Annotated in this window: 24 protein-coding genes; 14 read left to right on the top strand and 10 right to left on the bottom strand. The window is 68.4% G+C overall.

From position 1 onward, the window contains the following. The first annotated feature begins 41 nt into the window (after positions 1–41). Positions 42–920, top strand: coding sequence for an MBL fold metallo-hydrolase (locus FHP25_RS33405; RefSeq protein WP_147851328.1), 879 nt, complete (start codon positions 42–44; stop codon positions 918–920). 145 nt (positions 921–1,065) lie between these two features. Beyond that, the gene (locus FHP25_RS33400) at positions 1,066–2,067 is read left to right on the top strand and encodes a hypothetical protein (RefSeq protein WP_178133974.1); all 1,002 of its coding nucleotides are present in this window, start codon (positions 1,066–1,068) and stop codon (positions 2,065–2,067) included. Here FHP25_RS33400 and FHP25_RS33395 read toward each other — a convergent pair. Further along, positions 2,046–2,393 carry a hypothetical protein gene (locus FHP25_RS33395; protein ID WP_147851326.1) on the bottom strand — a complete coding sequence of 116 codons (348 nt, stop codon included), beginning with the start codon at positions 2,391–2,393 and terminating at the stop codon, positions 2,046–2,048. The genes FHP25_RS33400 and FHP25_RS33395 overlap by 22 nt on opposite strands. An 81-nt stretch (positions 2,394–2,474) precedes the next feature. Here FHP25_RS33395 and FHP25_RS33390 point away from each other — a divergent pair, with 81 nt between their 5' ends. Together FHP25_RS33390 and FHP25_RS33385 are read left to right on the top strand one after the other, a co-directional pair. Beyond that, on the top strand, positions 2,475–2,807 hold the full coding sequence (locus tag FHP25_RS33390) for a hypothetical protein (RefSeq protein ID WP_147851325.1): 333 nt from the start codon (positions 2,475–2,477) through the stop codon (positions 2,805–2,807). A 157-nt stretch (positions 2,808–2,964) separates the two neighbouring features. Next, positions 2,965–3,906 (top strand): DUF6635 family protein, encoded by a 942-nt coding sequence (locus FHP25_RS33385; protein ID WP_147851324.1) that lies wholly within the window; start codon positions 2,965–2,967, stop codon positions 3,904–3,906. A 72-nt stretch (positions 3,907–3,978) separates the two neighbouring features. Here the strand turns inward: FHP25_RS33385 and FHP25_RS33380 are convergent, their stop codons facing one another. Beyond that, positions 3,979–4,323 carry a hypothetical protein gene (locus FHP25_RS33380; protein ID WP_218578794.1) on the bottom strand — a complete coding sequence of 115 codons (345 nt, stop codon included), beginning with the start codon at positions 4,321–4,323 and terminating at the stop codon, positions 3,979–3,981. 413 nt (positions 4,324–4,736) lie between these two features. Between FHP25_RS33380 and FHP25_RS33375 the strand changes: the two genes are divergently transcribed. Next, positions 4,737–6,065: a tetratricopeptide repeat protein gene (locus FHP25_RS33375; protein WP_147851323.1), complete on the top strand. Its 1,329-nt coding sequence runs from the start codon at positions 4,737–4,739 to the stop codon at positions 6,063–6,065. 150 nt (positions 6,066–6,215) lie between these two features. Here FHP25_RS33375 and FHP25_RS33370 read toward each other — a convergent pair whose 3' ends face one another. Both FHP25_RS33370 and pdxY read right to left on the bottom strand, forming a co-directional pair. Continuing rightward, positions 6,216–6,908 carry a LysE family translocator gene (locus FHP25_RS33370; protein ID WP_178133973.1) on the bottom strand — a complete coding sequence of 231 codons (693 nt, stop codon included), beginning with the start codon at positions 6,906–6,908 and terminating at the stop codon, positions 6,216–6,218. Between the two features lie 7 nt (positions 6,909–6,915). After that, positions 6,916–7,785: a pyridoxal kinase PdxY gene (pdxY, locus tag FHP25_RS33365; RefSeq protein WP_147851321.1), complete on the bottom strand. Its 870-nt coding sequence runs from the start codon at positions 7,783–7,785 to the stop codon at positions 6,916–6,918. Between the two features lie 79 nt (positions 7,786–7,864). Here pdxY and FHP25_RS33360 point away from each other — a divergent pair, with 79 nt between their 5' ends. The 6 genes from FHP25_RS33360 to FHP25_RS33335 all read left to right on the top strand — a co-directional run bounded on the left by FHP25_RS33360 (position 7,865) and on the right by FHP25_RS33335 (position 13,621). Continuing rightward, positions 7,865–8,743: an HpcH/HpaI aldolase/citrate lyase family protein gene (locus tag FHP25_RS33360; protein ID WP_147851320.1), complete on the top strand. Its 879-nt coding sequence runs from the start codon at positions 7,865–7,867 to the stop codon at positions 8,741–8,743. Positions 8,744–8,944: 201 nt separating this feature from the next. Then, positions 8,945–9,994, top strand: a complete 1,050-nt coding sequence (locus tag FHP25_RS33355; protein WP_218578793.1) for a MaoC family dehydratase — start codon at positions 8,945–8,947, stop codon at positions 9,992–9,994. A 180-nt stretch (positions 9,995–10,174) separates the two neighbouring features. Next, on the top strand, positions 10,175–10,573 hold the full coding sequence (gene sdhC / locus FHP25_RS33350) for a succinate dehydrogenase, cytochrome b556 subunit (RefSeq protein ID WP_147851318.1): 399 nt from the start codon (positions 10,175–10,177) through the stop codon (positions 10,571–10,573). A gap of 5 nt (positions 10,574–10,578) precedes the next feature. Further along, positions 10,579–10,962: a succinate dehydrogenase, hydrophobic membrane anchor protein gene (sdhD, locus tag FHP25_RS33345; protein WP_147851317.1), complete on the top strand. Its 384-nt coding sequence runs from the start codon at positions 10,579–10,581 to the stop codon at positions 10,960–10,962. A gap of 2 nt (positions 10,963–10,964) precedes the next feature. After that, positions 10,965–12,812: a succinate dehydrogenase flavoprotein subunit gene (gene sdhA / locus FHP25_RS33340; RefSeq protein ID WP_147851316.1), complete on the top strand. Its 1,848-nt coding sequence runs from the start codon at positions 10,965–10,967 to the stop codon at positions 12,810–12,812. A gap of 29 nt (positions 12,813–12,841) precedes the next feature. After that, positions 12,842–13,621, top strand: a complete 780-nt coding sequence (locus FHP25_RS33335; RefSeq protein WP_147851315.1) for a succinate dehydrogenase iron-sulfur subunit — start codon at positions 12,842–12,844, stop codon at positions 13,619–13,621. 40 nt (positions 13,622–13,661) lie between these two features. Here the strand turns inward: FHP25_RS33335 and FHP25_RS33330 are convergent, their stop codons facing one another. Next, on the bottom strand, positions 13,662–14,111 hold the full coding sequence (locus tag FHP25_RS33330) for a hypothetical protein (protein ID WP_147851314.1): 450 nt from the start codon (positions 14,109–14,111) through the stop codon (positions 13,662–13,664). Between the two features lie 89 nt (positions 14,112–14,200). On the opposite strand from FHP25_RS33330, the gene FHP25_RS33325 reads away from it, so the two are divergent. Then, the gene (locus tag FHP25_RS33325) at positions 14,201–14,482 is read left to right on the top strand and encodes a type II toxin-antitoxin system RelE/ParE family toxin (RefSeq protein WP_218578792.1); all 282 of its coding nucleotides are present in this window, start codon (positions 14,201–14,203) and stop codon (positions 14,480–14,482) included. 8 nt (positions 14,483–14,490) lie between these two features. Further along, positions 14,491–14,799, top strand: a complete 309-nt coding sequence (locus FHP25_RS33320) for a HigA family addiction module antitoxin (RefSeq protein WP_147851312.1) — start codon at positions 14,491–14,493, stop codon at positions 14,797–14,799. Positions 14,800–15,053: 254 nt separating this feature from the next. Here the strand turns inward: FHP25_RS33320 and FHP25_RS33315 are convergent, their stop codons facing one another. Both FHP25_RS33315 and FHP25_RS33310 read right to left on the bottom strand, forming a co-directional pair. Then, on the bottom strand, positions 15,054–16,256 hold the full coding sequence (locus FHP25_RS33315) for a CaiB/BaiF CoA transferase family protein (RefSeq protein WP_147851311.1): 1,203 nt from the start codon (positions 16,254–16,256) through the stop codon (positions 15,054–15,056). 13 nt (positions 16,257–16,269) lie between these two features. Further along, entirely contained in the window at positions 16,270–17,271 is a 1,002-nt protein-coding gene (locus tag FHP25_RS33310) for a Bug family tripartite tricarboxylate transporter substrate binding protein (protein WP_231712571.1), read from the bottom strand. A 137-nt stretch (positions 17,272–17,408) separates the two neighbouring features. Between FHP25_RS33310 and FHP25_RS33305 the strand changes: the two genes are divergently transcribed. After that, positions 17,409–18,296: a LysR family transcriptional regulator gene (locus FHP25_RS33305; RefSeq protein WP_147851310.1), complete on the top strand. Its 888-nt coding sequence runs from the start codon at positions 17,409–17,411 to the stop codon at positions 18,294–18,296. A gap of 10 nt (positions 18,297–18,306) precedes the next feature. On the opposite strand, the gene FHP25_RS33300 is transcribed toward FHP25_RS33305, so the two are convergent. The 3 genes from FHP25_RS33300 to FHP25_RS33290 form a co-directional block, all read right to left on the bottom strand. Continuing rightward, a complete protein-coding gene (locus FHP25_RS33300; protein WP_147851309.1) occupies positions 18,307–19,173 on the bottom strand; it encodes an aspartate/glutamate racemase family protein in 867 nt (288 codons plus the stop codon). Between the two features lie 14 nt (positions 19,174–19,187). Next, a complete protein-coding gene (locus tag FHP25_RS33295) occupies positions 19,188–20,807 on the bottom strand; it encodes a serine hydrolase domain-containing protein (RefSeq protein ID WP_147851308.1) in 1,620 nt (539 codons plus the stop codon). Positions 20,808–20,894: 87 nt separating this feature from the next. Further along, positions 20,895–21,872, bottom strand: coding sequence for a helix-turn-helix domain-containing protein (locus FHP25_RS33290; RefSeq protein WP_178133972.1), 978 nt, complete (start codon positions 21,870–21,872; stop codon positions 20,895–20,897). Positions 21,873–21,877 lie beyond the last annotated feature (5 nt).

The following is a 21,877-nucleotide window of genomic DNA, read 5'->3' as shown; positions in this document are numbered from 1 at the left end:
TCGGGCGAGGAGGATCGGCATCGCAGTCCAGGAGACAGGCGATGACCGAGGTGAAGATCGGCGCGGCGAGAGTGAGCCGCATCGAGGAGAGCTACGAGCCGAATTTCGAGGCGGCGAAATTCTTTGCCGACTGGCAGCCCGACGTCGTCGACCGGCACCGCGACTGGATGGTGCCCGACCACTATGACCCGGCCAGCGGCTTCCTGAAGCTCAGTGTCCATAGCTGGCTGATCAGCATCGGCGGGCGCACCATCCTGATCGACGCCTGCGTCGGCAACCACAAGCCGCGCCCGGCGCGGCCGAAATGGCACCTGATGCAGACGCGCTACCTGGAGCGTCTGGCCGAGGCCGGCGTGCGGCCCGAAGCCATCGACATGGTGATGTGCACGCACCTGCACATGGATCATGTCGGCTGGAACACCCGCCTCGACAACGGCCGCTGGGTGCCGACCTTTCCCAATGCGCGCTATCTCTTCAGCCAGGCCGACTACGACCACTACCTGGCGCTCGACCGCGATCCGCAGACCGGACCGGTGAACCAGGGATCGTTCCGCGACAGCGTGCTGCCGGTGGCCGAGGCCGGGCTGGCGGACATGGTGAGCGGTGCGCATACTGTCGACGAGCATCTGTCGATCGATCCGGCGCCCGGCCATACCCCGGGCACGGTCGCCATCAAGCTGGCGTCGCGCGGCGAGGGCGCGGTCTTCTGCGGCGATATCCTGCATCACGCGGTCCAGGTCTTCCATCCGGAGTGGAACAGCTTCGCCTGCGCCGATGCGGTGAGCGCACGCAAGAGCCGCCGCCGGGTGCTCGAGGACTGCGCCGGCTCGGGCGCGCTGCTGATGCCGGCGCATTTCGGCGCGCCGTTCGTATGCAACATCGATGAGCGCGGCAGCCGCTTCACGCCACGCTTCGCGTGAGGCGGCCGCTGCATCTCACGGAGGGCCTACTGTCATCCCGAGCGCAGCGAGGGATCTCCTGCGAAAGAGGCACGGTGCGCCATTCGCGGGAGATCCCTCGCTGCGCTCGGGATGACGGGAAGGGGGCAGCGCGGCGTTGAGCCACATGCCATCACCCTGCCTACGCATGGCGCCTGAAGGCCGGCCGCTTGTCGGCCTCGGCCTGCACGCCGCCGGTGCGGTCCTGGTCGTGGCGGCGTTCGTGTCTTGCGTCGCCTTGCCGCTTGCCACCTATACCACGGTGCTGGCGCTGTTCGGTTTCGCCCACGTCGCCAGCGAGCTGCGCTACGTCGACCATCGCTTCGGCGCCAGGCTGGGGCGCGACCTGTTCGGTGCGATCGTGGCGCTGCTGGCGGCCGCCGTCCTCATGCGCCTGGCGGGGATGCGAGGATGGCTGGCGCCGCCGCTGGCCGTGAGCCTTGAAGTGGCGCTGGGGGCGGCGCTGCTGGCGATCACGGTCGCGCATATGCGGCAACGGCGCTGGCTGGCGGCGGGGGTGGCCCTGGTGCTGGTTGGCGGCGCATTGCTGGCGCCGTTCGAGACGCTGCTGTGCCTTGCCGTGGCCCATAACCTGACACCGCTGGCCTTTCTTGCGGAGGCCTTGCGCGGGGCGCAGCGACGGCGTGCGCTGGCTGCCGCCGGTATTGCTTTCGTGGCGTTGCCGCTTTTGATCGCGACCGGCCTGCCTTTCGCCTGGCTGACGCAGGCCGGCCTCGTGGCGCCGGACGCGACCCTCTTCACGTCCGCCGGCTCCCTGACGCAGAATCTCGGCGCCTATGTGCCGGCTGAGGCGATCCACAGCGACTGGGCGCTGCATGCTTTCTCCGCGTCGGTATTCGCGCAATGCATGCACTACATCGCTGTCATCGCCGTCCTGCCGCGCCTGATCGACGGCACGCGCCGGCCGCGGCTGGCATGGCCGGATGCAGCCCGCTTCGGCCGCTTGCTCTTCATCGGCGCTGCGGCGCTGGCCGCCGGCTTCGCCTTGGACTACGGCCTGCAGCGGCAGGCCTATGCCCTGGCGGCGCTGGTCCATGCCTGGCTGGAGCTGCCGGTGCTCGCCTTGGCGCTGGGTGTCGCGCGGGCTCAGGCGAGCCCCAGCCCGTAGAGCGCGAGCCCGATGCCGGTCGAGGCGGCGTTGGCCGCCAGCGACACGGCAAGCGCCCGTGGCCAGCGCCGCGTCACGATGAGCCGGTAGACGATGGCCTCGACCGCCACGACGGCGCCCTCGACCGCGACGACCGTCGGTCCATAGCCCAGCCGGGGCGTCAGCCACGGCACGCTCCACCACACGGCCCAATGGGTTGCCAGCGTTGCCAGCACTGCCGCAACGGCGGCACGCGGCGCCGATCCCCAGCGCGCCGCGCCGACCAGGGCCGCCGCAACGGCGCTCTCGATCATGATCGACAACAGCAGGGCGGTGGACTGGCTCACCGGAGGTTCCGTCTCGAAGCAAGCTTTGCAGGCGGGGACAGCGGGCGCAGGATAGCGCGGCTGCCCTCAAGGAGGATCCTCTTGTCGCGTTGGCTCGTTCCGCTTGCCGTCCTGGCGTTCCCGATCATGGCCTTGCCATCGGCATGGGCCGATATCCCGCCACCGCCCGGATCTCAGGAACGTGCCGCCGCTGCGCTGATCCGCGATCACGGTCATGCCTGTCCGAACGTGACCCGCCTCGCGGCGGCACCCCAGGCGGATGCCGACGCCCTGGCCAAGCAAGGGCTCGATGCCTCGACGGCGGTTTGCGATAACGGCAGGCGCTTTGTCGTCGCGTTCCCCTTCCGCCGGCCCGGTCCGCCACGGCCGGACGCCCCGCCGCCGGCGACGCCGGTGGTCAAGCCGCTGCCGTGACCATGATCTGGCCGCCATGGTCGTGGCCGCAATCCCATCCTATATCCCGGGCATGCCGCCGGCCGGCAGGGCTGGTAGCGGATGCGTCCCGGAACGGACGATGAACGGCGAAACACTGCCTCGCGTGAGGTTGGATCGACAGCTGGCACGCGCTGTCGTGGACGATGCCGCGCGCCGCTACTTCGCCAGCCGGCGTGACCGGGTGAAGCCGTTTGTCGATCGCCATTTCTCGCTGACGGGGGCGGCCGCGATCCACCGCAAGGCGCTGGGGTGGGACCTCGCCCGCGCCCCCGCCAACCTGATGCTGGCCGTGCCGCATCTTGCCGTGCGGCTGGCAGCGTCGTGGACCCGCAGCCTGGGGCCGCCGCGGGCTGCCGAATTCCTGAAGGCGCGCAAGCTGCTCTTCGAGACGGATGTCGCCCGCGAGGTCGAGTGGCTGATCATGATCGAGTTCCTCGAGCTGCCGTTCGGGCAAGGCAGCATCCGGCGATCGGACAAGGACGCGCTGGCCGACATGATTCTGTCCGATCCGCGCCTGGCGGAGACCTTCGACGAGGCCCTGACCGAGATCGGCCGGCGCGCGGGCGACGGCGATTTCCGCCGGCGCCTGGAAGATGCGCTTGCGACCTATGGCGGCACGCGGGCCGCCTCGGCCGACATGGCGACGTCGCTGCTGTCCCTGGCCACCGGCGCCATGGCGTTGAAGCAGGCGACGCCGGGCATGGTCAGCCTCGGGCCGGCATTGGCTGCGGTGATCGCGCACAACGCCGCCGTGGCGTCCTTTCCATTGGGCGCGTGGGCCGGCGGGGTCTGGTACGGCATGTTCCCCGTGGCTGCCACACCGGCGCTTGTCGCGTCGGTCACCGGCGGCCTGCTGGTGGTGGCGGCCATGGCCGGTGCCTTCGCCGGCTTGATCACCGACCCGCTGCAGCGCCGCCTGGGCCTGCACCGCCGGCGGTTGATCCGGCTGGTCGCCGCGCTGGAGGATGGCTTCTTCAACGATGGCGGAAACGGCTTCGTGGCGCGCGACCAGTATGTCGCGCGCCTGCTCGACCTCGCCGACCTGATCGGCAGCGCCTGGCGCCTGGCCGTGCGCTAAGGGGCGGGCACGAAAACGCCCGCCCCAGGCGGGGCGGGCGTGACTGCACAGGATAGGCTTCGAGGCGGCGCGCTAGCAGTTGCGGTGACGCCAGGCGGCCTCCTCGAGGGTCCGGGGCCGGCCACTGCAATAGGCGTTGATCTTGCCCCAACGCGCGCGCTCGCGCTCGATGCGCTGACGCTCGATCTGGCGCTGGCGCTGGCGCTCCCAGGCCTGCCGGCGCTCCCAGGCGCGCTGCCGCTCCAGCGCCTGCTGACGTTCCCAGGCCTGCCGGCGTTCCCATTCCTGATGGCGGCGCCAATCTGCGCGGTCACGCCATTCGGTGCGCTGGTACAGGCCGTCATGGGCAATGGCCGGGCCGACGATTCCCACGGTCAGCGCGGCGGCAACCGCTGCGGCGATCAGTCTGGCTTTCATCGCATCCTCCTTTGCCGTTACACACCAAGGTGGGTCCGGATTGTGGCGACGAACCGTATTGAAAGTGACGGGGCGTGGGCTAAGCGAGGTCGTTTTAGGGCAATTTTTCAGGACTTTCTCTTCATGCCGGGTGAAAAGGTGCGCTATGCAGGGTGGGCGGCCCGGCGTGTTGCCTTGGCAGAGAGGACTACGCGACGGGCTTGCGGGTGCTATGCTGGGCCGGCGGGCAAACCATGGTCCGGCTCTGACCCGAACGGTCAGGGCAGCCGGGGAAGGATCATCGGCCGCAGGGACGTGGGGACGGACAGACTGTGAAGGATGTGTCGGGATTTGGCGGTAATGGCGGTGCCGGTGCACCGACAGCCGAACTGCGGCCACTCACGCTGGGCGAGGAGGAAAGCTTCAGCCGGCAGATGCGTCTGGCCGCCGCGGCCCATCGCAGCGGGCGGCTGGAAGAGGCGATCACCAGCTATATGCGGCTCCTGGCCGTGCGGCCTTACCACGCCGAGCTGCATAACAACCTGGGCGTGGCGCTGCGCATCATCGGCAAGCTCGATGCTGCGGTGGCGCACCACCGCACGTCGCTGGCGCTCGACCCGGACAACGCGGCGCTGCATTCCAACCTCGGCAACGCGCTGCGCGCCGCCAATTGCCACGACGAGGCTGTGCGCCACCATTTCCGCGCTGTTTCGCTCAAGCCCGACTACGCCGAGGGCTTCTTCAATCTCGGGCTTTGCCTGCGCGATCTGGGACGCGTCGACGAGGCGCTGGGCTGCCTGTCGCGCTCGCTGCAGCTGGCGCCGCAGAACACGCGGGCGCGGGTCGAGATCGCCATCGCCCATCTGATGCGCGGTGACCTCGCCGCCGGGTTCGCCGAGTACGAGTGGCGCAAGCAGCTGCCTGACGTGCCACCGCCCGAGTTCAAGCAGCCGGCCTGGGACGGCGGGCCGCTGGCCGGACGGCGCATCCTGCTCTATCCGGAGCAGGGATTGTCGGATGTGCTGCTGTTCGTGCGCTACGCCCGCGAGCTGAAGCGGCGCGGCGCCACGGTCCTGGTGCTGTGCCAGGCGCTGCTCAAGGACCTGCTGCTGTCGGTCGACTATATCGACCGGGTCGTGGCCGAGGGCGAGCCGCTGCCCGATTTCGACCTGCATGTCTCGTTGCTGTCGCTGCCGCATCTCTGTGGCGTCGATCTGCCGGCAGCCACCGCGGTCGAGCCCTACCTGAAGCCGCCGTCGGAAAGCCGGATCCGCCTCGGCAAGCTGGCGCGGGCGCGGCTGCGCATCGGCCTTTATTGGGCGGCCATGCCGGGCCAGCAGCTCGACCGCCAGCGCTCGATCCCGCTGGCTGACCTGCTGGCGTTGGCAGGCGATCCGGAGCTGCTGTTCTTCAGCCTGCAGGGTGGCGCCCATCAGAAGGACATCCAGAATCTTGGCGCCAACGGGCTGCTGCACGATGTCGGGCGCGGCATCTATGACTTCGCCGAAGCCGCCACGGCGTTGTCGCAGCTTGACCTGCTGCTGACGATCGACGCGCCGATCACCCATCTCGCCGCCGGCATGGGCATGCCGACCTGGCTGTTGCTGCCGATGACGTGCGATTGGCGCTGGATGCACGATCGCGACGCCAGCCCCTGGTATCCCAGCGTTCGCATCTTCCGGCAGGCCACGCCCGGCAGCTGGGGGCCGGTCATCGAGCGCGTCCGCACCGAGCTCGGGATCATGAAGACGACGGTGGGGTAACAGCCCTCTCCCGCTTGCGGGAGAGGGAGGGGCCCGTTGCGCGATAGCGCAATGGGAGGGTGAGGGGCCAAGGACGAGGTATTGTGCGTGAAGCCCTCACCCGCCGCGCTGCGCGCGTCGACCTCTCCCGCCAGCGGGAGAGGTGAAAACCTATGGCAGCCCTGCCGCGGCGCGCACCGCGGTCCAGTTCACGGGCAGCGCTGAGACCACCGCCAGCAGGCCGAAGCCGCCCAGGGCGGCGCCGGAGACACGGTTCAGCCAGATCAGGCCGCCACCGACGAACCAGCCGCGCGCTGCCGACGAGATCAGCACCAGCGTTGCCCACCACCCCAGCGCGCCCAGCAGGACGCCGGCGATCAGGATGGTGGCGGCCAGCATGTCGCTGCCGACATTGCTCAGCCCGCGGCCGGCGAAGACGGCGCCGAACGCCATCACCGTGATCGGATTGAAAATGGTGATGAAGAAGCTGGAGCTGAGATAGTGCAGATACGTCCAATAGGGATGGGCGCGATCGGCAGCGACAGGGTCGCCGATCGTGCGCGGCCGGTGCTTGTAGTACGACCAGCCCATCCACATCAGCAGCGCGCCGCCGATGGCGCGGATGCCGACTTCGTAATGCTCGATGAACTCGGCGACGAAGCTCAGGCCGAAGGCGGCCATGCCGCCGAACACGGCATCGCCGATCGCGGCGCCGATGCCGGTGGCATAACCGGCGATCGGGCCATGCGATATGGCGCGCTGGATGCACAGGATGCCCGCCGGGCCGATCGGCAAGGCGATCAGGAAGCCGATGACGGCACCCTCGATGCCAAGATAGATCGGGTCGATGCCGTCGAGCAGCAAGACCGCCTCAAAGCCGCATGGCGGCGAACGGCCGCGGCGGCGCCACCAGCGCGTCCTGTGCCGCAATAAGCTGCAGCTCGCGTTCGTTCGCGCGCGCCGTCGCCTCCAGGATGGCGAAAATCGCCGACGCGGCGTACGACAACGCCGCCGCCACGTCGCGAGTCTTGAACCATTGCGCCAGGAACAGCGCCGCCACCGCATCGCCGGTGCCGTTGGGCGCCACGGGGAAGCCGAGCAGCGGCGTGACCACCCGCCATGCGCCGGCGGCGGTCACGGCCATCATCTCGACCGTGCCGTCGGCAGTGCCGTCGTGGTGCAGGCTGGTGATGAGAACCATCCTGGGGCCGACGGCATGGGCATTGGGTGCCAGCAGCGTGCGGGCCGCCGCATGGGCCGCGTCCAGCGTGCCGACGGTGCGGCCGGTCAGCAGCTCCAGCTCGAAGTGATTAGGTGTCACCATGTCGGCCAGCGGAACGGCGCGCTGGCGGAAGAACTCGGGGATGCCCGGGCGCACAAAGATGCCGCGGCCGATATCGCCCATCACCGGATCGCAGCACCACACGGCCGCCGGGTTGGCATTTCGCACCGCGGCAACGGCGTCGAGCACCACCTCGCCCAGGGCGGCATCGCCCAGATAGCCCGAGAGCACGGCATCGCACCGTGAAAGGACACCGCGCGCGCGGATGCCGTCGATCACGTCGCGCACCTGGTCGGGTGCGGCGACGCGGCCCTTCCATTCACCGTATCCGGTGTGGTTGGAGAACTCGACCGTATTGACCGCCCACACGTCGTGGCCCAGCCGTTGCAGGGGAAAGGTTGCCGCCCGGTTGCCGACGTAACCGTAGGCCACATGGGACTGGATCGACAGGATTCGCATGCGGCTGTGGGTAGCGGGTTGTCACATCGGTTGACCGATATATAGTCCGCCGCGCTTGCCGGGGGGAGAGGATTTCGCCATGACCGCCACTGTCCGTCCGCGCCGCAGCGTGCTCTACATGCCCGGCGCCAACACGCGCGCGCTCGAGAAGGCGCGCACCCTGCCGGCCGACGTGCTGATCTTCGACCTCGAGGACGCGGTCGCGCCTGACGCCAAGGAAACCGCCCGTGCCAATGTCGTGGCTGCGGCGGCAAGTCGCGCCTATGGCCGGCGCGAGATCGTGATCCGCGCCAATGGCCTCAACACCGCCTGGGGCCGCGAGGACGTGCTGGCCATCGCCGGCTCGGGCGCCGATGCGGTGCTGGTGCCGAAGCTGGAAAGCGCAGCCGATGTCACCGCGGTCGTCGAGCTGCTCGACGAGGCCGGCGCGCCGCCGTCGATGGCGATCTGGGGCATGATGGAGACGCCGCGCGGCATCCTGCATGCCGAGGAGATCGCTGCCGCTTCGCCGCGGCTGGCCTGCTTCGTGATGGGCACCAACGACCTGGTGAAGGACCTGCGCGCGCGCCACACGCCGATGCGGCTGCCGATGATGGTGGCGCTGGGCGTCGCGATGCTGGCGGCGCGCGCCCACGGTCTTGCGATCCTCGACGGCGTCTACAACGACATCCAGGATGCCGAGGGCTTCCGGGCATCGTGCGTGCAGGGCCTCGAGATGGGCTTCGACGGCAAGACCCTGATCCATCCCAGCCAGGTCGAGCCTTGCAACGAGGTCTTTGCGCCGACCGCCGCCGACCTCGTCCAGGCGGAGAAGATCGTGGCGGCATTCGACGCCGCCCGCGCCGCCGGCAAGGGTGTCGTCACCGTCGACGGCCGCATGATCGAGAACCTGCACGTGGAGCAGGCTCAGCGCCAGCTCGCGCTGGCCAAGGCCATCGCCGACCTGGCCGCGGCGTAGGTCTTCTTCACCTCTCCCGCTTGCGGGAGAGGTCGACGGGCGTGTAGCGCCCGGTCAGGCATATCGGCCTTCGGCCGATATGCCGAGGTGAGGGGATGCACACGAGGCGCTGAGTCCTTGGGCCCTCACCTTCCCATCGTGCTTCGCCCGATGGGCCCCTTCCTCTCCCGCATGCGGGAGAGGAGACTACGGAGTCCGATAGTGACCAAGACCAATACCGGCAATTTCTTCGAGGACTTCCGCATCGGCCAGGAGCTGGTGCATGCCACGCCGCGCACCGTCACATCAGGCGACGTGGCGCTGTACACGGCGCTCTATGGCACGCGTTTCGCGGTGCAGTCGTCGGATGCCTTCGCGCAGGCGCTGGGCCTGCCGCGCGCGCCGGTCGATGACCTGCTCGTCTTCCATATCGTGTTCGGCAAGACCGTGCCCGACATCTCGCTCAACGCCGTGGCCAATCTCGGCTACGCCGAGTGCCGCTTCGGCACGCCGGTCTATCCCGGCGACACGCTGTCGACCCGCTCGACCGTCATCGGCCTGCGCGAGAACTCGAACCGCGAAAGCGGCGTGGTGCATGTGCGCTCGACCGGACACAACCAGCACGGCGACGTCGTGCTCGACTATGTGCGCTGGGTGATGGTGCGCAAGCGCGACTCCAAGGCCGAGATTCCGGTCGCGGTGACGCCCAAGCTGGCGCCTTCCGTATCGGCGGCCGATCTCTCGGTGCCGGCGGGCCTGTCGCTGGCGGCGTACGACACGGCGCTGGCCGGCGCCTCGCATCGCTGGGGCGACTATGCCGCCGGCGAGCGGATCGACCACGTCGATGGCATGACCATCGAGGAGGCCGAGCACATGCTGGCCACCCGTCTGTACCAGAACACTGCCAAGGTGCATTTCGACCAGCGCCTGGCGGCCGGCACCCGCTTTGGCCGCCGCCTGATCTATGGTGGCCATATCATCTCGCTGGCGCGCGCGCTGTCGTTCAACGGCCTGGCAAATGCCTTCCGGATCGCGGCGATCAACGCCGGCAGCCATACCAACCCGACCCTGGCCGGCGACACGATCTATGCCTGGTCTGAGGTGAAGGAGAAGGCCGAGATCGCGCGCCGTGACGACATCGGCGCCTTGCGTCTGCGCACCGTCGCGGTGAAGAACACCACGCCGGCGGCTTTCCCGGACAAGGCGGCGGACGGCAAGGCCGATCCGTCGGTCGTGCTGGATCTCGACTATTGGGTGCTGATGCCGCGCTGATTTGCGGTACGGGGCGGGCTGCCTTGCAGGCCGCGCGGGCCGATCGGTTTCGATGCGCAACGCTGGGTCCCGCGCTACACGTTGACTTGCCGGCGGTGAGGACTAAAGTGCTCGACGTGGCCGGGTCAGCGCGGACGATTCGTCCGCGCGGATCCGGCGTCATCGTTTTCCGGGACAGGCATGAGCACAGCCGAACGGCCGGTTTCGCGGCCTCTTTCCCCCCACCTGCAGGTCTATCGCCCGCAGCTCACGTCCATGCTGTCGATCACGCATCGCGCAGCCGGCATTGCCTTGGCGGTCGGGCTGGTGTGGCTGGTGGTCTGGGTCTGCGCCGCAGCGTCGGACGCCGACACCTACGCCGCCGTGGCGTGGTTCAACACCTCGGTGCTGGGCCGCATCTTCCTGTTCGGCTGGACGGCCTGCCTGTTCTATCACCTGTTCAACGGCATCCGGCACCTGTTCTGGGATGCCGGCTACGGGCTCGAGCTGAAGGACGCCTACGCCAGCGGCCGGGCGGTGCTCGTCGCCACCGCTGTCTGCACAATCGGCAGCTGGCTGATCGCCAGCCTTGTGAGGTAGGGGCCATGGCCGATCTTCGTTCGCCTGTCGCGCGCGTGCGGGGCCTGGGCTCGGCCAGGGACGGCACGCATCACTGGTGGCTGCAGCGCGTCACCGCCGTGGCGCTGGTGCCGCTGGTGATCTGGTTCGCCGTGTCGCTGCTGCGCTTCGCGCCGGAAGGCCAGGCCGCGGTGCGGGCCTGGATCGCCTCGCCCGTCACCATGGTGATGCTGATCCTGGCCATCGCCGTCGGGCTGTGGCACGCGGCGCTGGGCGTGCAGGTCGTGGTCGAGGATTACGTTCATGCCAAGGGCTGGCGCATCGGGCTGGACATGGCGATGAAGTTCATCGCCGTGATCGGCTCTCTCGCCGCCATCGTGGCGATCTTCAGAATCGCGTTCGGAGGCTAGTGATGCCGCTCGACGAGAAGGGCGGCTCGCCCGCCAATGGCAGCGCGCCCGGCACCGTGTCCATCGGCGGCCGCGCCTACAAGGTTGTGGATCATGTCTATGACGTGGTCGTGGTCGGGGCCGGCGGCGCCGGCCTGCGCGCCACCTTCGGCATCGCCGCCAAGGGGCTGAAGACGGCCTGCATCAGCAAGGTGTTCCCCACGCGCAGCCACACCGTGGCGGCGCAGGGCGGCATCTCGGCAGCGCTCGGCAACATGGGCGCCGACGACTGGCGCTGGCACATGTACGACACCGTCAAGGGATCGGACTGGCTGGGCGACCAGGACGCCATCGAGTACATGTGCCGCGAGGCGATCCCGGCCATCATCGAGCTGGAGCACTACGGCGTGCCGTTCAGCCGCACGCCGGCGGGCAAGATCTACCAGCGGCCGTTCGGCGGCATGACCACCGAGTTCGGCAAGGGCATCGCGCAGCGCACCTGCGCCGCTGCCGACCGCACCGGCCATGCCATCTTGCACACGCTCTATCAGCAGTCGCTGAAGCACCACGCCGAGTTCTTCATCGAGTATTTCGCGCTCGACCTGATCATGGACGAGGGCGTCTGCCGCGGCGTGATGGCGTGGAACCTCGACGACGGCACGATCCACCGCTTCCGCGCCCACATGGTGGTGCTGGCCACCGGCGGTTACGGCCGGGCCTATTTCTCGGCCACGTCGGCGCATACTTGCACCGGCGACGGCGGTGCCATGGCCCTGCGCGCCGGCCTGCCGGTGCAGGACATGGAGTTCATCCAGTTCCATCCCACCGGCATTTACGGCGCCGGCTGCCTGATCACCGAGGGCGTGCGCGGCGAGGGCGGCTACGTCACCAACAGCAGCGGCGAGCGCTTCATGGAGCGCTACGCGCCGTCGGCCAAGGATCTCGCCTCGCGCGACGTCGTCAGCCGGTCGATGACCATCGAGATCCGCGAAGGCCGCGGCTGCGGCCCCAACAAAGATTACATCGAGCTGCATATCGAGCATCTCGAGCCTAAGGTGATCCACGAGCGCCTGCCTGGCATCGCCGAGACGGCGCGCATCTTCGCCGGCGTCGACGTCACCAAGCAGCCGATCCCGATCGTGCCGACCTGCCACTACAACATGGGCGGCATCCCCACCAACTTCCGCTGCGAGGTGGTGACGGTGAAGCACGGCGATCCCAACCAGGTAGTGCCGGGCCTGATGGCGATCGGCGAGGCGGCCTGCGTGTCGGTGCACGGCGCCAACCGGCTGGGCTCCAACTCGCTGCTCGACCTGGTGGTGTTCGGCCGCTCGGCGGCGATCCGGGCCGCCGAGGTGGTGCAGGCGGGCGCCGCGCACAAGTCGCTGCCCAACGCGGGCGAGGACGCCATCGCGCGGCTCGACAAGGCGCGCCATGCCAATGGCGGCACCGGCACGGCCCAGCTGCGCCTGGAGATGCAGCGCGCCATGCAGAGCGACTGCGCCGTGTTCCGCACCCAGCAGTCGCTGGATGAAGGCTGCAAGCGGCTCGACAAGGTGTTCGGCGGCAAGACGGACATCCGTGTCAAGGACCGCTCGCTGATCTGGAACTCGGACCTGGTCGAGACCCTGGAGTTCGAGAACCTCGTGCTGCAGGCGCAGGCCACGGTGCGCTCGGCGGCCAACCGCACCGAGAGCCGCGGCGCGCATGCGCGCGAGGATTTCCCGGAGCGCGATGACAAGAACTGGCTGAAGCATACGGTGATCTGGGTCGACGAGAAGGGCGGCACCAAGATCGACTATCGTCCGGTCAAGCTGCAACCGATGAGCAACGACGTGCAGTCCTTCCCGCCCAAGGCGCGGGTCTACTGAGCGGCGGGCCAAGCCCGGAGTGAGACGCAATGGCTGAATTCGCACTGCCCGCCAACTCGAAGATCGACCGCAACGGCGCGGCCTATCCGGCGCCGTCGGGCGCCAAGCGGGTGAAGTCGTTCAAGATCTATCGATGGAATCCGGACGACGGCAAAAACCCGCGCATCGACACCTATGACATCGACCTCGCCGACTGCGGGCCGATGATTCTCGACGCGCTGATCAAGATCAAGAACGAGATCGACAGCACGCTCACCTTCCGCCGCTCCTGCCGCGAGGGTGTGTGCGGCTCGTGCGCCATGAACATCGACGGCACCAACACGCTGGCCTGCACCAAGTACATCGACGACGTGAAGGGCGACGTGAAGGTCCATCCGCTGCCGCACATGCCGGTGGTCAAGGATCTGGTGCCCGACCTGACGACGGCCTATGCGCAGCTGGCGTCGATCGAGCCCTGGCTGAAGAGCGAGACTCCGCCGCCGGAGCGCGAGCGTCCGCAGTCGCCCGAGGAGCGCGCCAAGCTCGACGGCCTTTGGGAATGCATCCTGTGCTTCTCCTGCACCACCAGCTGCCCCAGCTATTGGTGGAACGGCGAGCGCTACCTTGGCCCGGCGGTGCTGCTGCAGGCCTATCGCTGGATCGTCGACAGCCGCGATGAGGCCATCGGCGAACGCCTCGATCAGCTCGAGGATCCGTTCCGGCTGTACCGCTGCCACACCATCATGAACTGCACCAAGACCTGCCCCAAGGGTCTCAATCCCGCCAAGGCCATCGCCGAGATCAAGAAGCTGATGGTGGCGCGAAAGTAGGGCGTTCGGTTGGTGGCCGGCGCAAAGCGCCTCGAGCACGCTATCTCTGCCCTTTGGCTATCCGGAGCAAGTCCTGGAGCAAAATCCAATCCGCTTCGCCCGGCCGAGATACCTCGATGTATCGCCAGCCATTTAGATTGGTCGTCTTGCCAGTCTTCGTTCTGTACAGGCTCATGGCCAAGCCAGAAGGTGATCCAAACTTGGTGCCTTGGTAGTCGAAGTAGCCTGCCGTTACATGACCGGACCGCTCGGCGCCCGTTGTCACCAGGCGCCAACGGGTGCCTTCGGGCAGTTCTACCCCGTTTCGACTCCAAGCAATCTCACGCGGACTGATAATCGGTGCCGCGATGCTCTCTGTGCGTCCTGACGGCGTGATTTTGAGCACCCTGTGCAGGATGTCGTTATGCGTCTCCTCAAAGCTTATCCTTGCGGCCTCAAGGGCCTTATAGACTTCGATATCTATCTCAATCTGCTTCCAGTCAGATGACATGACTCGCATCCCGTGATAATAGTAGAAATAGGAGAATTAGTAGTTCATGTCAATATACGCGCCGCATGCTACGAGAGGCGGAGTACGGCGTGGCAATCAAATCATGGGGCAGCGAGGATACGAGACGGCTCTTCGAAACTGGCAAATGCCGTTTTTCAGGTCTCGACGTTGAGAAGGCGGGGCGTCGCCTGGCGACGCTGCATGCCGCACAAAGGCTCGATCAGATTTCACCGCTGAAGAGCGTTGGATTGCACGCGTTGACGGGAGATCGCAAAGGGCAGTGGGCGATGACCATCAACGGTCCGTGGAGACTATGTTTTCGCTTCCGTGATGGTCACGCCTACGATGTAGAGATCGTCGATTACCATTGAGAAGAGAAATGTTTCCTGTCCATCCCGGTTCGATCTTGCGCGAAGAGCTAGAGGTCCGCGGAACGTCGGCGAATGCCTTGTCAAGGGCGCTGCGAGTGCCGCCAGGCCGGATTATCGACATTTTGAACGGTAAGCGCGCTATCAGTGCCGACACGGCGCTTCGGCTGGGGCGATACTTCGGGAACGACGCTGAGTTCTGGATGCAGCTCCAGGCTCAATACGACCTCGTGATCGCGCGTCAAAACGTGGGAAAGCGAGTTGAGATTGAAGTTCAGCCACGCGATAACGGGGCCGAATGGTCGCCTGGCAGGGGATAGCAACCCAACCTTCTGCATGGCGTAAGCCTGCGCTAGCATCTACTCATGGCGGCAGGTAGTCAGTTCGAGCGTCAAGCTGCCTTTCGCTCTCATGCCGCATTCTATATGCGCCGCGAAGCGCTTTTGTCGCCCATTTTTCCACTTTGAAGTGCCATAGAATAGCGCTGAACGCATACTGACTGAGTATGGACCCCGTTTCATGGCCGCTATTCGATGGTCCCGCAGCTGTGTCCTGCGCGTCGTCATGCTGCGCTTCAGATGGAGCGCAACTCGTGTAAAGGCCCACCTACCACCCGCTGCGTTGCCAATTGGGCGATCTCGGCCCCGCTGTAGCCATGCTCGAGCAGGACGGCGTGCGTGTGCGCGCCGCAGGCGGGGGATGTCGCGCGCGACCCGCCATCGGCCAGCGGCACGGTGCCCGGGATGTTGGGGACCGGCAGCAGCGGCTGGACGCCGTCCTGGCGCAGCCAGGCCACGGCGCCCGTTGCCGTGACGTGCTCGTGCGCCAGGAACTCGTCGTAGGTGTTCAGCCGCTCGTGCAAGATACCGGCCGCCGTGAAGCGCTGCAGCAGGCCGGCTGTCGCCTGGGCGCGGAAGATGGGCCGCAGTGCCGCATAGAGCGCCGCGTGATGCTGCGCCCGGCCGTCGCGGTCGCGGAAACGTTCGTTCTGGCTCACCTCGGGCGCGCCCAGGGCAGCGCAGAAACGCACCCAGTCGGCGTCTTTGACGATCTGGATCTGGACCCAGCCGTCCGCGGTCTGGAACGATCCGCTGGGCGGGATCGCGAGCAGCGCGTTCTGCGCTTCGAGCCGCGTCGACAGCAGCCGCACCGTCTGCAGGCAGGCCGCCGACTGCAGCAGGCTGACCTCGATGTGGCGGCCGGCCGCCTGGTCGCGGCGCGCGTACAGAGCGGCCGACAGCGCCTGGAAGGCATAGAGCGCGGTCGTCATGTCGACGATCGAGATCGGGACCCTGCGCGGGATGCCCTCGCCGTCCCGGTTCTCCAGCGTCAGGCCCGTGTAGGCCTGCAGCACCGGGTCCATCGCCGGCCGCGCCGCGAGCGGGCCGTCCTGGCCGAAGCCCGAGACCGACACGTAGAGGATGCGCGGCGCGCGCGCCGACACCGCGCCGTAGTCGAAGCCCAGCCGTGCCATGACGCCGGGGCGGAAGCCCTCGATCAGCACGTCGGCGCCGTCCAGCAGCCGCCACAGCACCGATTTTCCGGCATCGGATTTCAGGTCGAGGGCGACGCTGCGCTTGCCCAGGTTGCCGGCGATCGAGAAGGCGGTGTGGCCGCCATGGCTGACGCCCAGGATGCGGCTCCAGTCGCCGTCGATCGGCTCGACCTTGATCACGTCGGCGCCGTTCTGCGCCAGCAGCGTCGCGCAATAGGGGCCGGCCAGGCCCTGGCTCAGGTCGACCACCTTGATGCCGCGCAGGGGCGCATCGTAGCTCATGCCAGCCTCCGGCTCAGTCGAGGCGGATGTCGGCGGCCTTGACCACCTCCGTCCACTTGTCGATCTCCGCCTTGACGAAGCTGCGGAATTCCACGCTCGCCATCGGCGCCGCCTGCTGGCCCTGCTCGGCCAGCAGCGGCTGGATCGCCGGGTCGAGCAGGGCATCCTTCATCGCCCCGTAGATCTGGTCGCGGATGGCATCGGGCAGCGCCGCGGGGCCGAACAGGCTTTGCCAACCCGAGGCGACCAGCCCCGGCACCCCCTGCTCGATCGCGGTCGGCAGGTCGGGCGCGAAGGCGACGCGTTTTTCCGAGAGCACGGCCAGCCCGCGCAGGGCGCCGCTGCGGACATGCGGCAGCACCGGCGCGTAATAGATCATCATCTTCACGCGGCCGGCCAGCAGGTCCGAGATTCCTCGGCCGACGTCGCGATAGGGCACGTGCACGATCTTGGCGCCGGTCTTCAGGCGCAACAGCTCGGTTGCGAGGTGGCCCGACCCGCCGATGCCGCTGGAGGCATAGTCGACGCCGTCGGGCTGCGTCTTCGAATAGGCCACGAACTCGGCCAGCGTGCGGGCCGGCACCGAGGGATGGATCACGACCAGCCCCGGCGGCGTCGCCGCCAGGCCGATCGGGGTGAAGTCGCGCAGCACGTCGTAGGGCAGGGTCGGCACCAGCGGCACGAGCGTGGCATGCGAGGCCACCGTGCCCATCACCAGCGTGTAGCCGTCGGGTGGCGACTTCGCGACGGCGTCGCTGCCGATGACACCCGTGGCGCCCGATTTGTTGTCGATGACCAGGGGCTGGCCCAGCAGCTGCGACATGCGCGGCGCGATCATGCGCATCGTCATGTCGGTGGTCGATCCGGCGCCGTAGGGCACGATGATCCGGATGGGTCGGGTCGGAAAAGACTCGCCGCCGGACCGGGATTGTGCCCGCGGCGCGGCGCCCAGGCCGGCCATGGCTGCGGCACCGGCTGCTGCCGTGATCAGGGTCCGTCTGCGCGACAATGCCATTGTGTGTCCTCCGCGCTTCAGTCGACGGCCTTCTCCTTCGGCCACCTTGCCCGCGCCAGGGGGCAATAGGCTGTGCGCGCCGTGATAAGTAAAGTTTATTTGTTTGATCAATCGATTAGTTTTACAAAACACGGACCGTGTCGCTCGAGCTTTCGGTCCGGCATCTCAAGTACTTCCTCCTGGTCGCCGAGCTGGGCAGCTTCCGCGCGGCGGCGGCGCGTGCGGGACGCTCGCCGCCGGCGCTGTCGCTGGCCATCGGCGAGCTCGAGCAGCGGCTGGGGCAGAAGCTGTTCGAGCCGTCGACCCGGGCGACCTTGACGGCCTGCGGCGAAGCCTGCCTGCCGCTGGCGCGCGAGCTGGTGGAGAACTACGAGCGGGCCCTGGATCATATCGGCAAGCTGGCGCGCAGCGAGGCCGGCAGCCTCGCCCTGGCGAGCATCGTGTCCCTGGCGATGCATTGGCTGCCCGACGTGGTGCCGCGCTATGTCGAGCTGTATCCCGGCGTGCAGCTGCGGCTGCTTGACGACAACTCGCCGAACATCGAGCGGATGGTGCTGTCGGGCGAGGCCGATCTCGGCCTGTGCAGCGAGGTCTCGCGCGACGAGCGCCTCGCCTTCGAGCCGCTGCTGCGGGACGCCTTCGGAATCGTCTGCCGCGCCGATCATCCCTTCGCGCGCCGCCGGTCGCTGACATGGAAGGACCTGCGCGGCACGTCGCTGATCGACACCGTGACCAACGAGCTGTTCGCGCGGCTGCCGGAAGCCGGGCATCTGCGGTACGAGAAGCTCTTCATCTCCAACACCTCGACGCTGCTGTCGATGCTGGAGCGCGGGCTGGGCGTGAGCGTGCTGCCGCGGCTGGCCCTGCCGCCGGCCTCGACCACGCTCTGCTTCGTTCCGCTCGCCAAGCCGCATATCGAACGCACGCTGGGCATGCTGACGCTGAAGAGCCGGTCCCCGGCACCGTCGGTGGTGGCGATGCGCGACCTGTTGCGCCAGCACGCCCGCCGGCGCCGGCGGCCGTGACGCCACGCGATCAGAACACTTTCTTGCGCCGCCACCTGGCGGGACGCTCGCCGGGAAAGGCCAGCCCGCTGGCATCGATCCCCAGGCTGACCAGGGACTTGGCCACCTCGATGGCGCAGCGATAGCCCTCCAGCACCGGCGCCTCCCAGCCGATGGCCTGCAGGCGCTGCTGCAGCAGCGGCTGCATCCAGTAGGCCGCGGAGCAGCCCAGCAGGATGACGTCGGCACCGTCGTCCTCGATGGCCGCGATCGCTTCGGCCACCGCCGCGTCGAGCATCGGCGATGCCTCGCCGCGCTGCGCCTTGTCGCGCTCGACGTCCAGCGGCTGCACGTCGGGCAGATGCGGCTTGGGCAGCGGGAAATTGATGTTGCGGATCGAGGCGCAGCGGCCGGTCATCTGATACTGAACGACCAGGTGGTACATCTGCATGTTGTGCGTCTCGGAGACGTCGATGATGCTGAAGCGGTTGCCCAGCAGCCCCGCCACATGCATCTGCGCGTGGGCGCACGACGTCACGGCGATGCCGTGGCTGCGGCCGATCTCGCGCGCCTCCATGTAGCCGGGATCGCCGCCGCCCAGCAGCACGATGGCGTTGTAGCGGCCGCTGGCGCAGGCCTCATGCACCAGCGGCAGGCGGTTGGCGCCCACCGACAGGAACTCCTGCTTCGTCTCGACGGGCCAGTTTCCGTGCGTCGCGGGGGCCCCGGGGTGAAGGTCCCAGTCGACATCGGCGAGGAAGGGTGCGGTATTCGCGTAGTTGGGCAGCCGCGCTTCCTTGGCGCCGTCGTCGGCGGCGCCCATCCGGAAGGTGCTGCCGGGCGCCAGGCTGTAGGGATTGATCAGCAGGAAGCGGAACCGGCGGGATGGCGTGGCCATGAGGATCTCCGTCGTCAGCCTGGCGCGACTCGGGTGAACAACATCCGCTTGATGCGGCCGGTGGAGACGGCGAGGCTGGTGATGGCGCCGGCCCCGTCGCGCTCGATGCCGGCCAGCTGGGTGACGGTCAGCCATGGGCTGGGCGCCTCGATCTCGATCAGGTCCGAGGTCACGCCGCGCACCGGCCAGGCCGGCCCTCCCGTCACCAGCGGCCCTGCGACGTTGATCGCGAAGCTGCGGTCGACGGGCACGATGGTCCAGGTCGCGTCGCAATCCGCGGCATGATAGCGGCCGGCAAGGTCGGCCGGCGGCGGGTCGCGATAGGGCAGGCGGCGGAACGGCAGCACGCGGCCGGCGCCCAGCGCCACTTCCAGCGTGTCGCCGCTCGCCGGCAGGCGCAGCGCGAACTCGAAGGCGCCGCGGACGGCCGCCAGCCAGCCGTCGCCACGCGGCGCCAGCGCGAACGGCATGCCGTTCTGGATCACGGTCGGCTCGCCGTCGCGCCAGGCGAGCTCGAACAGCGACGGCTCGGCTTCGTTGACATAGGTGCCGGCCAGCGCCTCGATGGCCGGGGCCGCGATTGCGGCCGGTTCCGGTGCCAGCGCCGGCGCTTTGGCGTCGCGCAGCGCCTCGATCGCCACGGCGCGCGCCAGGCGATGCGGATCGATGCTGCCGAGATTGGCGATGACGACGACCGTGAGGCGCGCATCCGGCACGCGCAGGAACTCGGTGCGAAAGCCCGGCCACAGGCCGCCATGCCCGATCGTCGCCAGGCCGCGCAGCTGGCCGCGCTCGAGGCCGCGCAGATAGGCGTTGGCGGCGCCGCTGGAAAGCGGCGCCGGCGTCGTCAGGCGCTGCGCCAGGTCGATCGGCTGCAGCACCGGGCGGTCGAAATGCCGGCTCCAGATCAGCAGGTCCTCGACCGTCGAGATCAGCCCGCCTTCGCCACCCTGCGGATAGGCATGCGGCGCACGCCGCACGCTGCCGTCGGGGTTCTGCAGGTAGCCGGTGGCGAGGTCGGGCACGGGCGTGTCGAGCGACGGATGCAGCAGGGTGCGCGTCATGCCCAGCGGGGCGAAGATGCGCGTCGCCATCAGCTCATGCAGCCTCCGGCCGGCAAGGCGCTCGACGATCAGCCCCAGCAGCAGGAAATTGGTGTTGCTGTAGAGGAAGCGGCTGCCGGGCGGGAAGTTGAGATGGCGGTTGCGCGCGATGGCGGCGATCAGGTCCTCGGCGCGGCACGGCCGGTCGAGCCCGTGCCCGCCCAGCCGCAGCAGCTCGAGGAAGTCCGGCAGGCCGCTGCTGTTGCGCATCATCTGGTCGAGCGTCACCGGCAGCGGCGGTAGCTCGGGCAGGTAGGTGTGCGGCGGCTCGTCGAGCGACAGCAGCCCGTCCTCTGCCAGCATCAATGCGGCGGTGACGGTGAACTGCTTGGTGACCGACGCGATGCGCAAGCGCGTCGTCGGCGCGATCGGCACCCCGTGCTCGATGCTGGCCAGCCCGTAGCCTCGGCTCAGCAGCAGCGCGCCGTCCTGCATCACGCCCACCACCGCGCCCGGCGATCCCGGGCGCGTGAAGCGGTCGAAAAGCGCATCGACCCGGCGGTCGAAGCTCAGGCGGTCGATGGCATGCATGTCGGGCCTTTCGCGGATGTGGGCAGGCGCAACCGTGTCGGACCCGACGGCTGCCGTCCACCCCCTGCGTGCCCGCGCCGGTCGCTCTCAGCCGGCGTCGCCCGTCCGGCCGGCAGCGGCGCGGAAGGCGGACGGGCTTTGGCCGAAGCGCCGCTTGAAGCGCCGGCTGAAATGGGCTGCGTCGTTGAAGCCCCAGCTGAAGGCGATCTCGGTGATCAGCGGGCCGTCGAGCACGCCGTCGGCGAGCGCATCGCGGCAGCGCTGCAGCCGTTGCTCCCGGATCCACGACGAGACTCCCTGCCGCGTCGCCTGGGCAAAGAGCAGATGGAGATAGCGTACCGACATGCCGTTGGCGCGCGCGATCTGCTTCAGGGTCAACGCCGGATCGCGCAAATGCTTCATGATGTAGTCCTGCGCCCGGCGCAGATGCAGCTGGGCCAGCGGCATCGGCGTGCAGCCCATCCGCCGTGCCACCGCGGCGCCCAGCAGCTCGATGGTGGCACGCCGCGCCGCCAGGCCGTCAGCCTCGTCGAACGAGTCGATCTGCGCGACCAGCGCGTCGACGTGAGCCGTGAGCACGGCGGCAATACCGCTGCGGGCCGGCAGCACGCAGCCGTCGAACGCCTTTCCGGCGGGCAGCCAGTCGGCGGCAGCGGCAAGCGGGATCATGATGGTGGCCTTGTGCAGGCGCTCGGGGATCTCGAACTCCGTCGCCTTCAGGCTGCTCCAGATCAGCAGGTCGCCGGCGGCGGCCTGCACTGTTTCCTCGCCCACCCGCAGCCGCTCAGCGCCGTCACGAACGACCTGGATCGCGAGGAACGGCTCGGGGTCGCGGCTCAGCTCGCGGGCGAGCCGATGGCCGCTGCAGGGGCCGCACAGGCACTCGACAAGGCGCAGCCCGCCAAGCTCGCGGTAGCGCAGCCACGCCGCGAAATCGCGGGCGAGCCCGCGCGGCAGCTCCCATTGCCGGTAGTTTGCAGCGACGACGTGGCGCCAGGTGTCGGTCCTGGCATCGAGCGATACCTGGTCGGTCGACCACTGCTCCGCTCGGCCCAGCATAGCCATCGGGT

Origin of the sequence: Vineibacter terrae (assembly GCF_008039615.1) — a bacterium.
Taxonomy (GTDB): domain Bacteria; phylum Pseudomonadota; class Alphaproteobacteria; order Reyranellales; family Reyranellaceae; genus Vineibacter; species Vineibacter terrae.
The sequence above is the reverse complement of the archived record's forward strand: the minus strand, read 5'-3'. Positions and strand labels throughout refer to the sequence as shown.

What these genes read in the sequence shown, in the direction of transcription:
- FHP25_RS33405 (WP_147851328.1), top strand. Translation starts at nt 42, where the DNA reads ATGACCGAGGTGAAGATCGGCGCGGCGAGAGTGAGCCGCATCGAGGAG.
- FHP25_RS33400 (WP_178133974.1), top strand. Translation starts at nt 1,066, where the DNA reads ATGCCATCACCCTGCCTACGCATGGCGCCTGAAGGCCGGCCGCTTGTC.
- FHP25_RS33380 (WP_218578794.1), bottom strand. Translation starts at nt 4,323, where the DNA reads ATGAAAGCCAGACTGATCGCCGCAGCGGTTGCCGCCGCGCTGACCGTG.
- FHP25_RS33375 (WP_147851323.1), top strand. Translation starts at nt 4,737, where the DNA reads ATGCGTCTGGCCGCCGCGGCCCATCGCAGCGGGCGGCTGGAAGAGGCG.
- pdxY (WP_147851321.1), bottom strand. Translation starts at nt 7,785, where the DNA reads ATGCGAATCCTGTCGATCCAGTCCCATGTGGCCTACGGTTACGTCGGC.
- FHP25_RS33360 (WP_147851320.1), top strand. Translation starts at nt 7,865, where the DNA reads ATGACCGCCACTGTCCGTCCGCGCCGCAGCGTGCTCTACATGCCCGGC.
- sdhC (WP_147851318.1), top strand. Translation starts at nt 10,175, where the DNA reads ATGAGCACAGCCGAACGGCCGGTTTCGCGGCCTCTTTCCCCCCACCTG.
- sdhD (WP_147851317.1), top strand. Translation starts at nt 10,579, where the DNA reads ATGGCCGATCTTCGTTCGCCTGTCGCGCGCGTGCGGGGCCTGGGCTCG.
- sdhA (WP_147851316.1), top strand. Translation starts at nt 10,965, where the DNA reads ATGCCGCTCGACGAGAAGGGCGGCTCGCCCGCCAATGGCAGCGCGCCC.
- FHP25_RS33335 (WP_147851315.1), top strand. Translation starts at nt 12,842, where the DNA reads ATGGCTGAATTCGCACTGCCCGCCAACTCGAAGATCGACCGCAACGGC.
- FHP25_RS33330 (WP_147851314.1), bottom strand. Translation starts at nt 14,111, where the DNA reads ATGTCATCTGACTGGAAGCAGATTGAGATAGATATCGAAGTCTATAAG.
- FHP25_RS33320 (WP_147851312.1), top strand. Translation starts at nt 14,491, where the DNA reads ATGTTTCCTGTCCATCCCGGTTCGATCTTGCGCGAAGAGCTAGAGGTC.
- FHP25_RS33315 (WP_147851311.1), bottom strand. Translation starts at nt 16,256, where the DNA reads ATGAGCTACGATGCGCCCCTGCGCGGCATCAAGGTGGTCGACCTGAGC.
- FHP25_RS33310 (WP_231712571.1), bottom strand. Translation starts at nt 17,271, where the DNA reads ATGGCATTGTCGCGCAGACGGACCCTGATCACGGCAGCAGCCGGTGCC.
- FHP25_RS33300 (WP_147851309.1), bottom strand. Translation starts at nt 19,173, where the DNA reads ATGGCCACGCCATCCCGCCGGTTCCGCTTCCTGCTGATCAATCCCTAC.
- FHP25_RS33295 (WP_147851308.1), bottom strand. Translation starts at nt 20,807, where the DNA reads ATGCATGCCATCGACCGCCTGAGCTTCGACCGCCGGGTCGATGCGCTT.
- FHP25_RS33290 (WP_178133972.1), bottom strand. Translation starts at nt 21,872, where the DNA reads ATGGCTATGCTGGGCCGAGCGGAGCAGTGGTCGACCGACCAGGTATCG.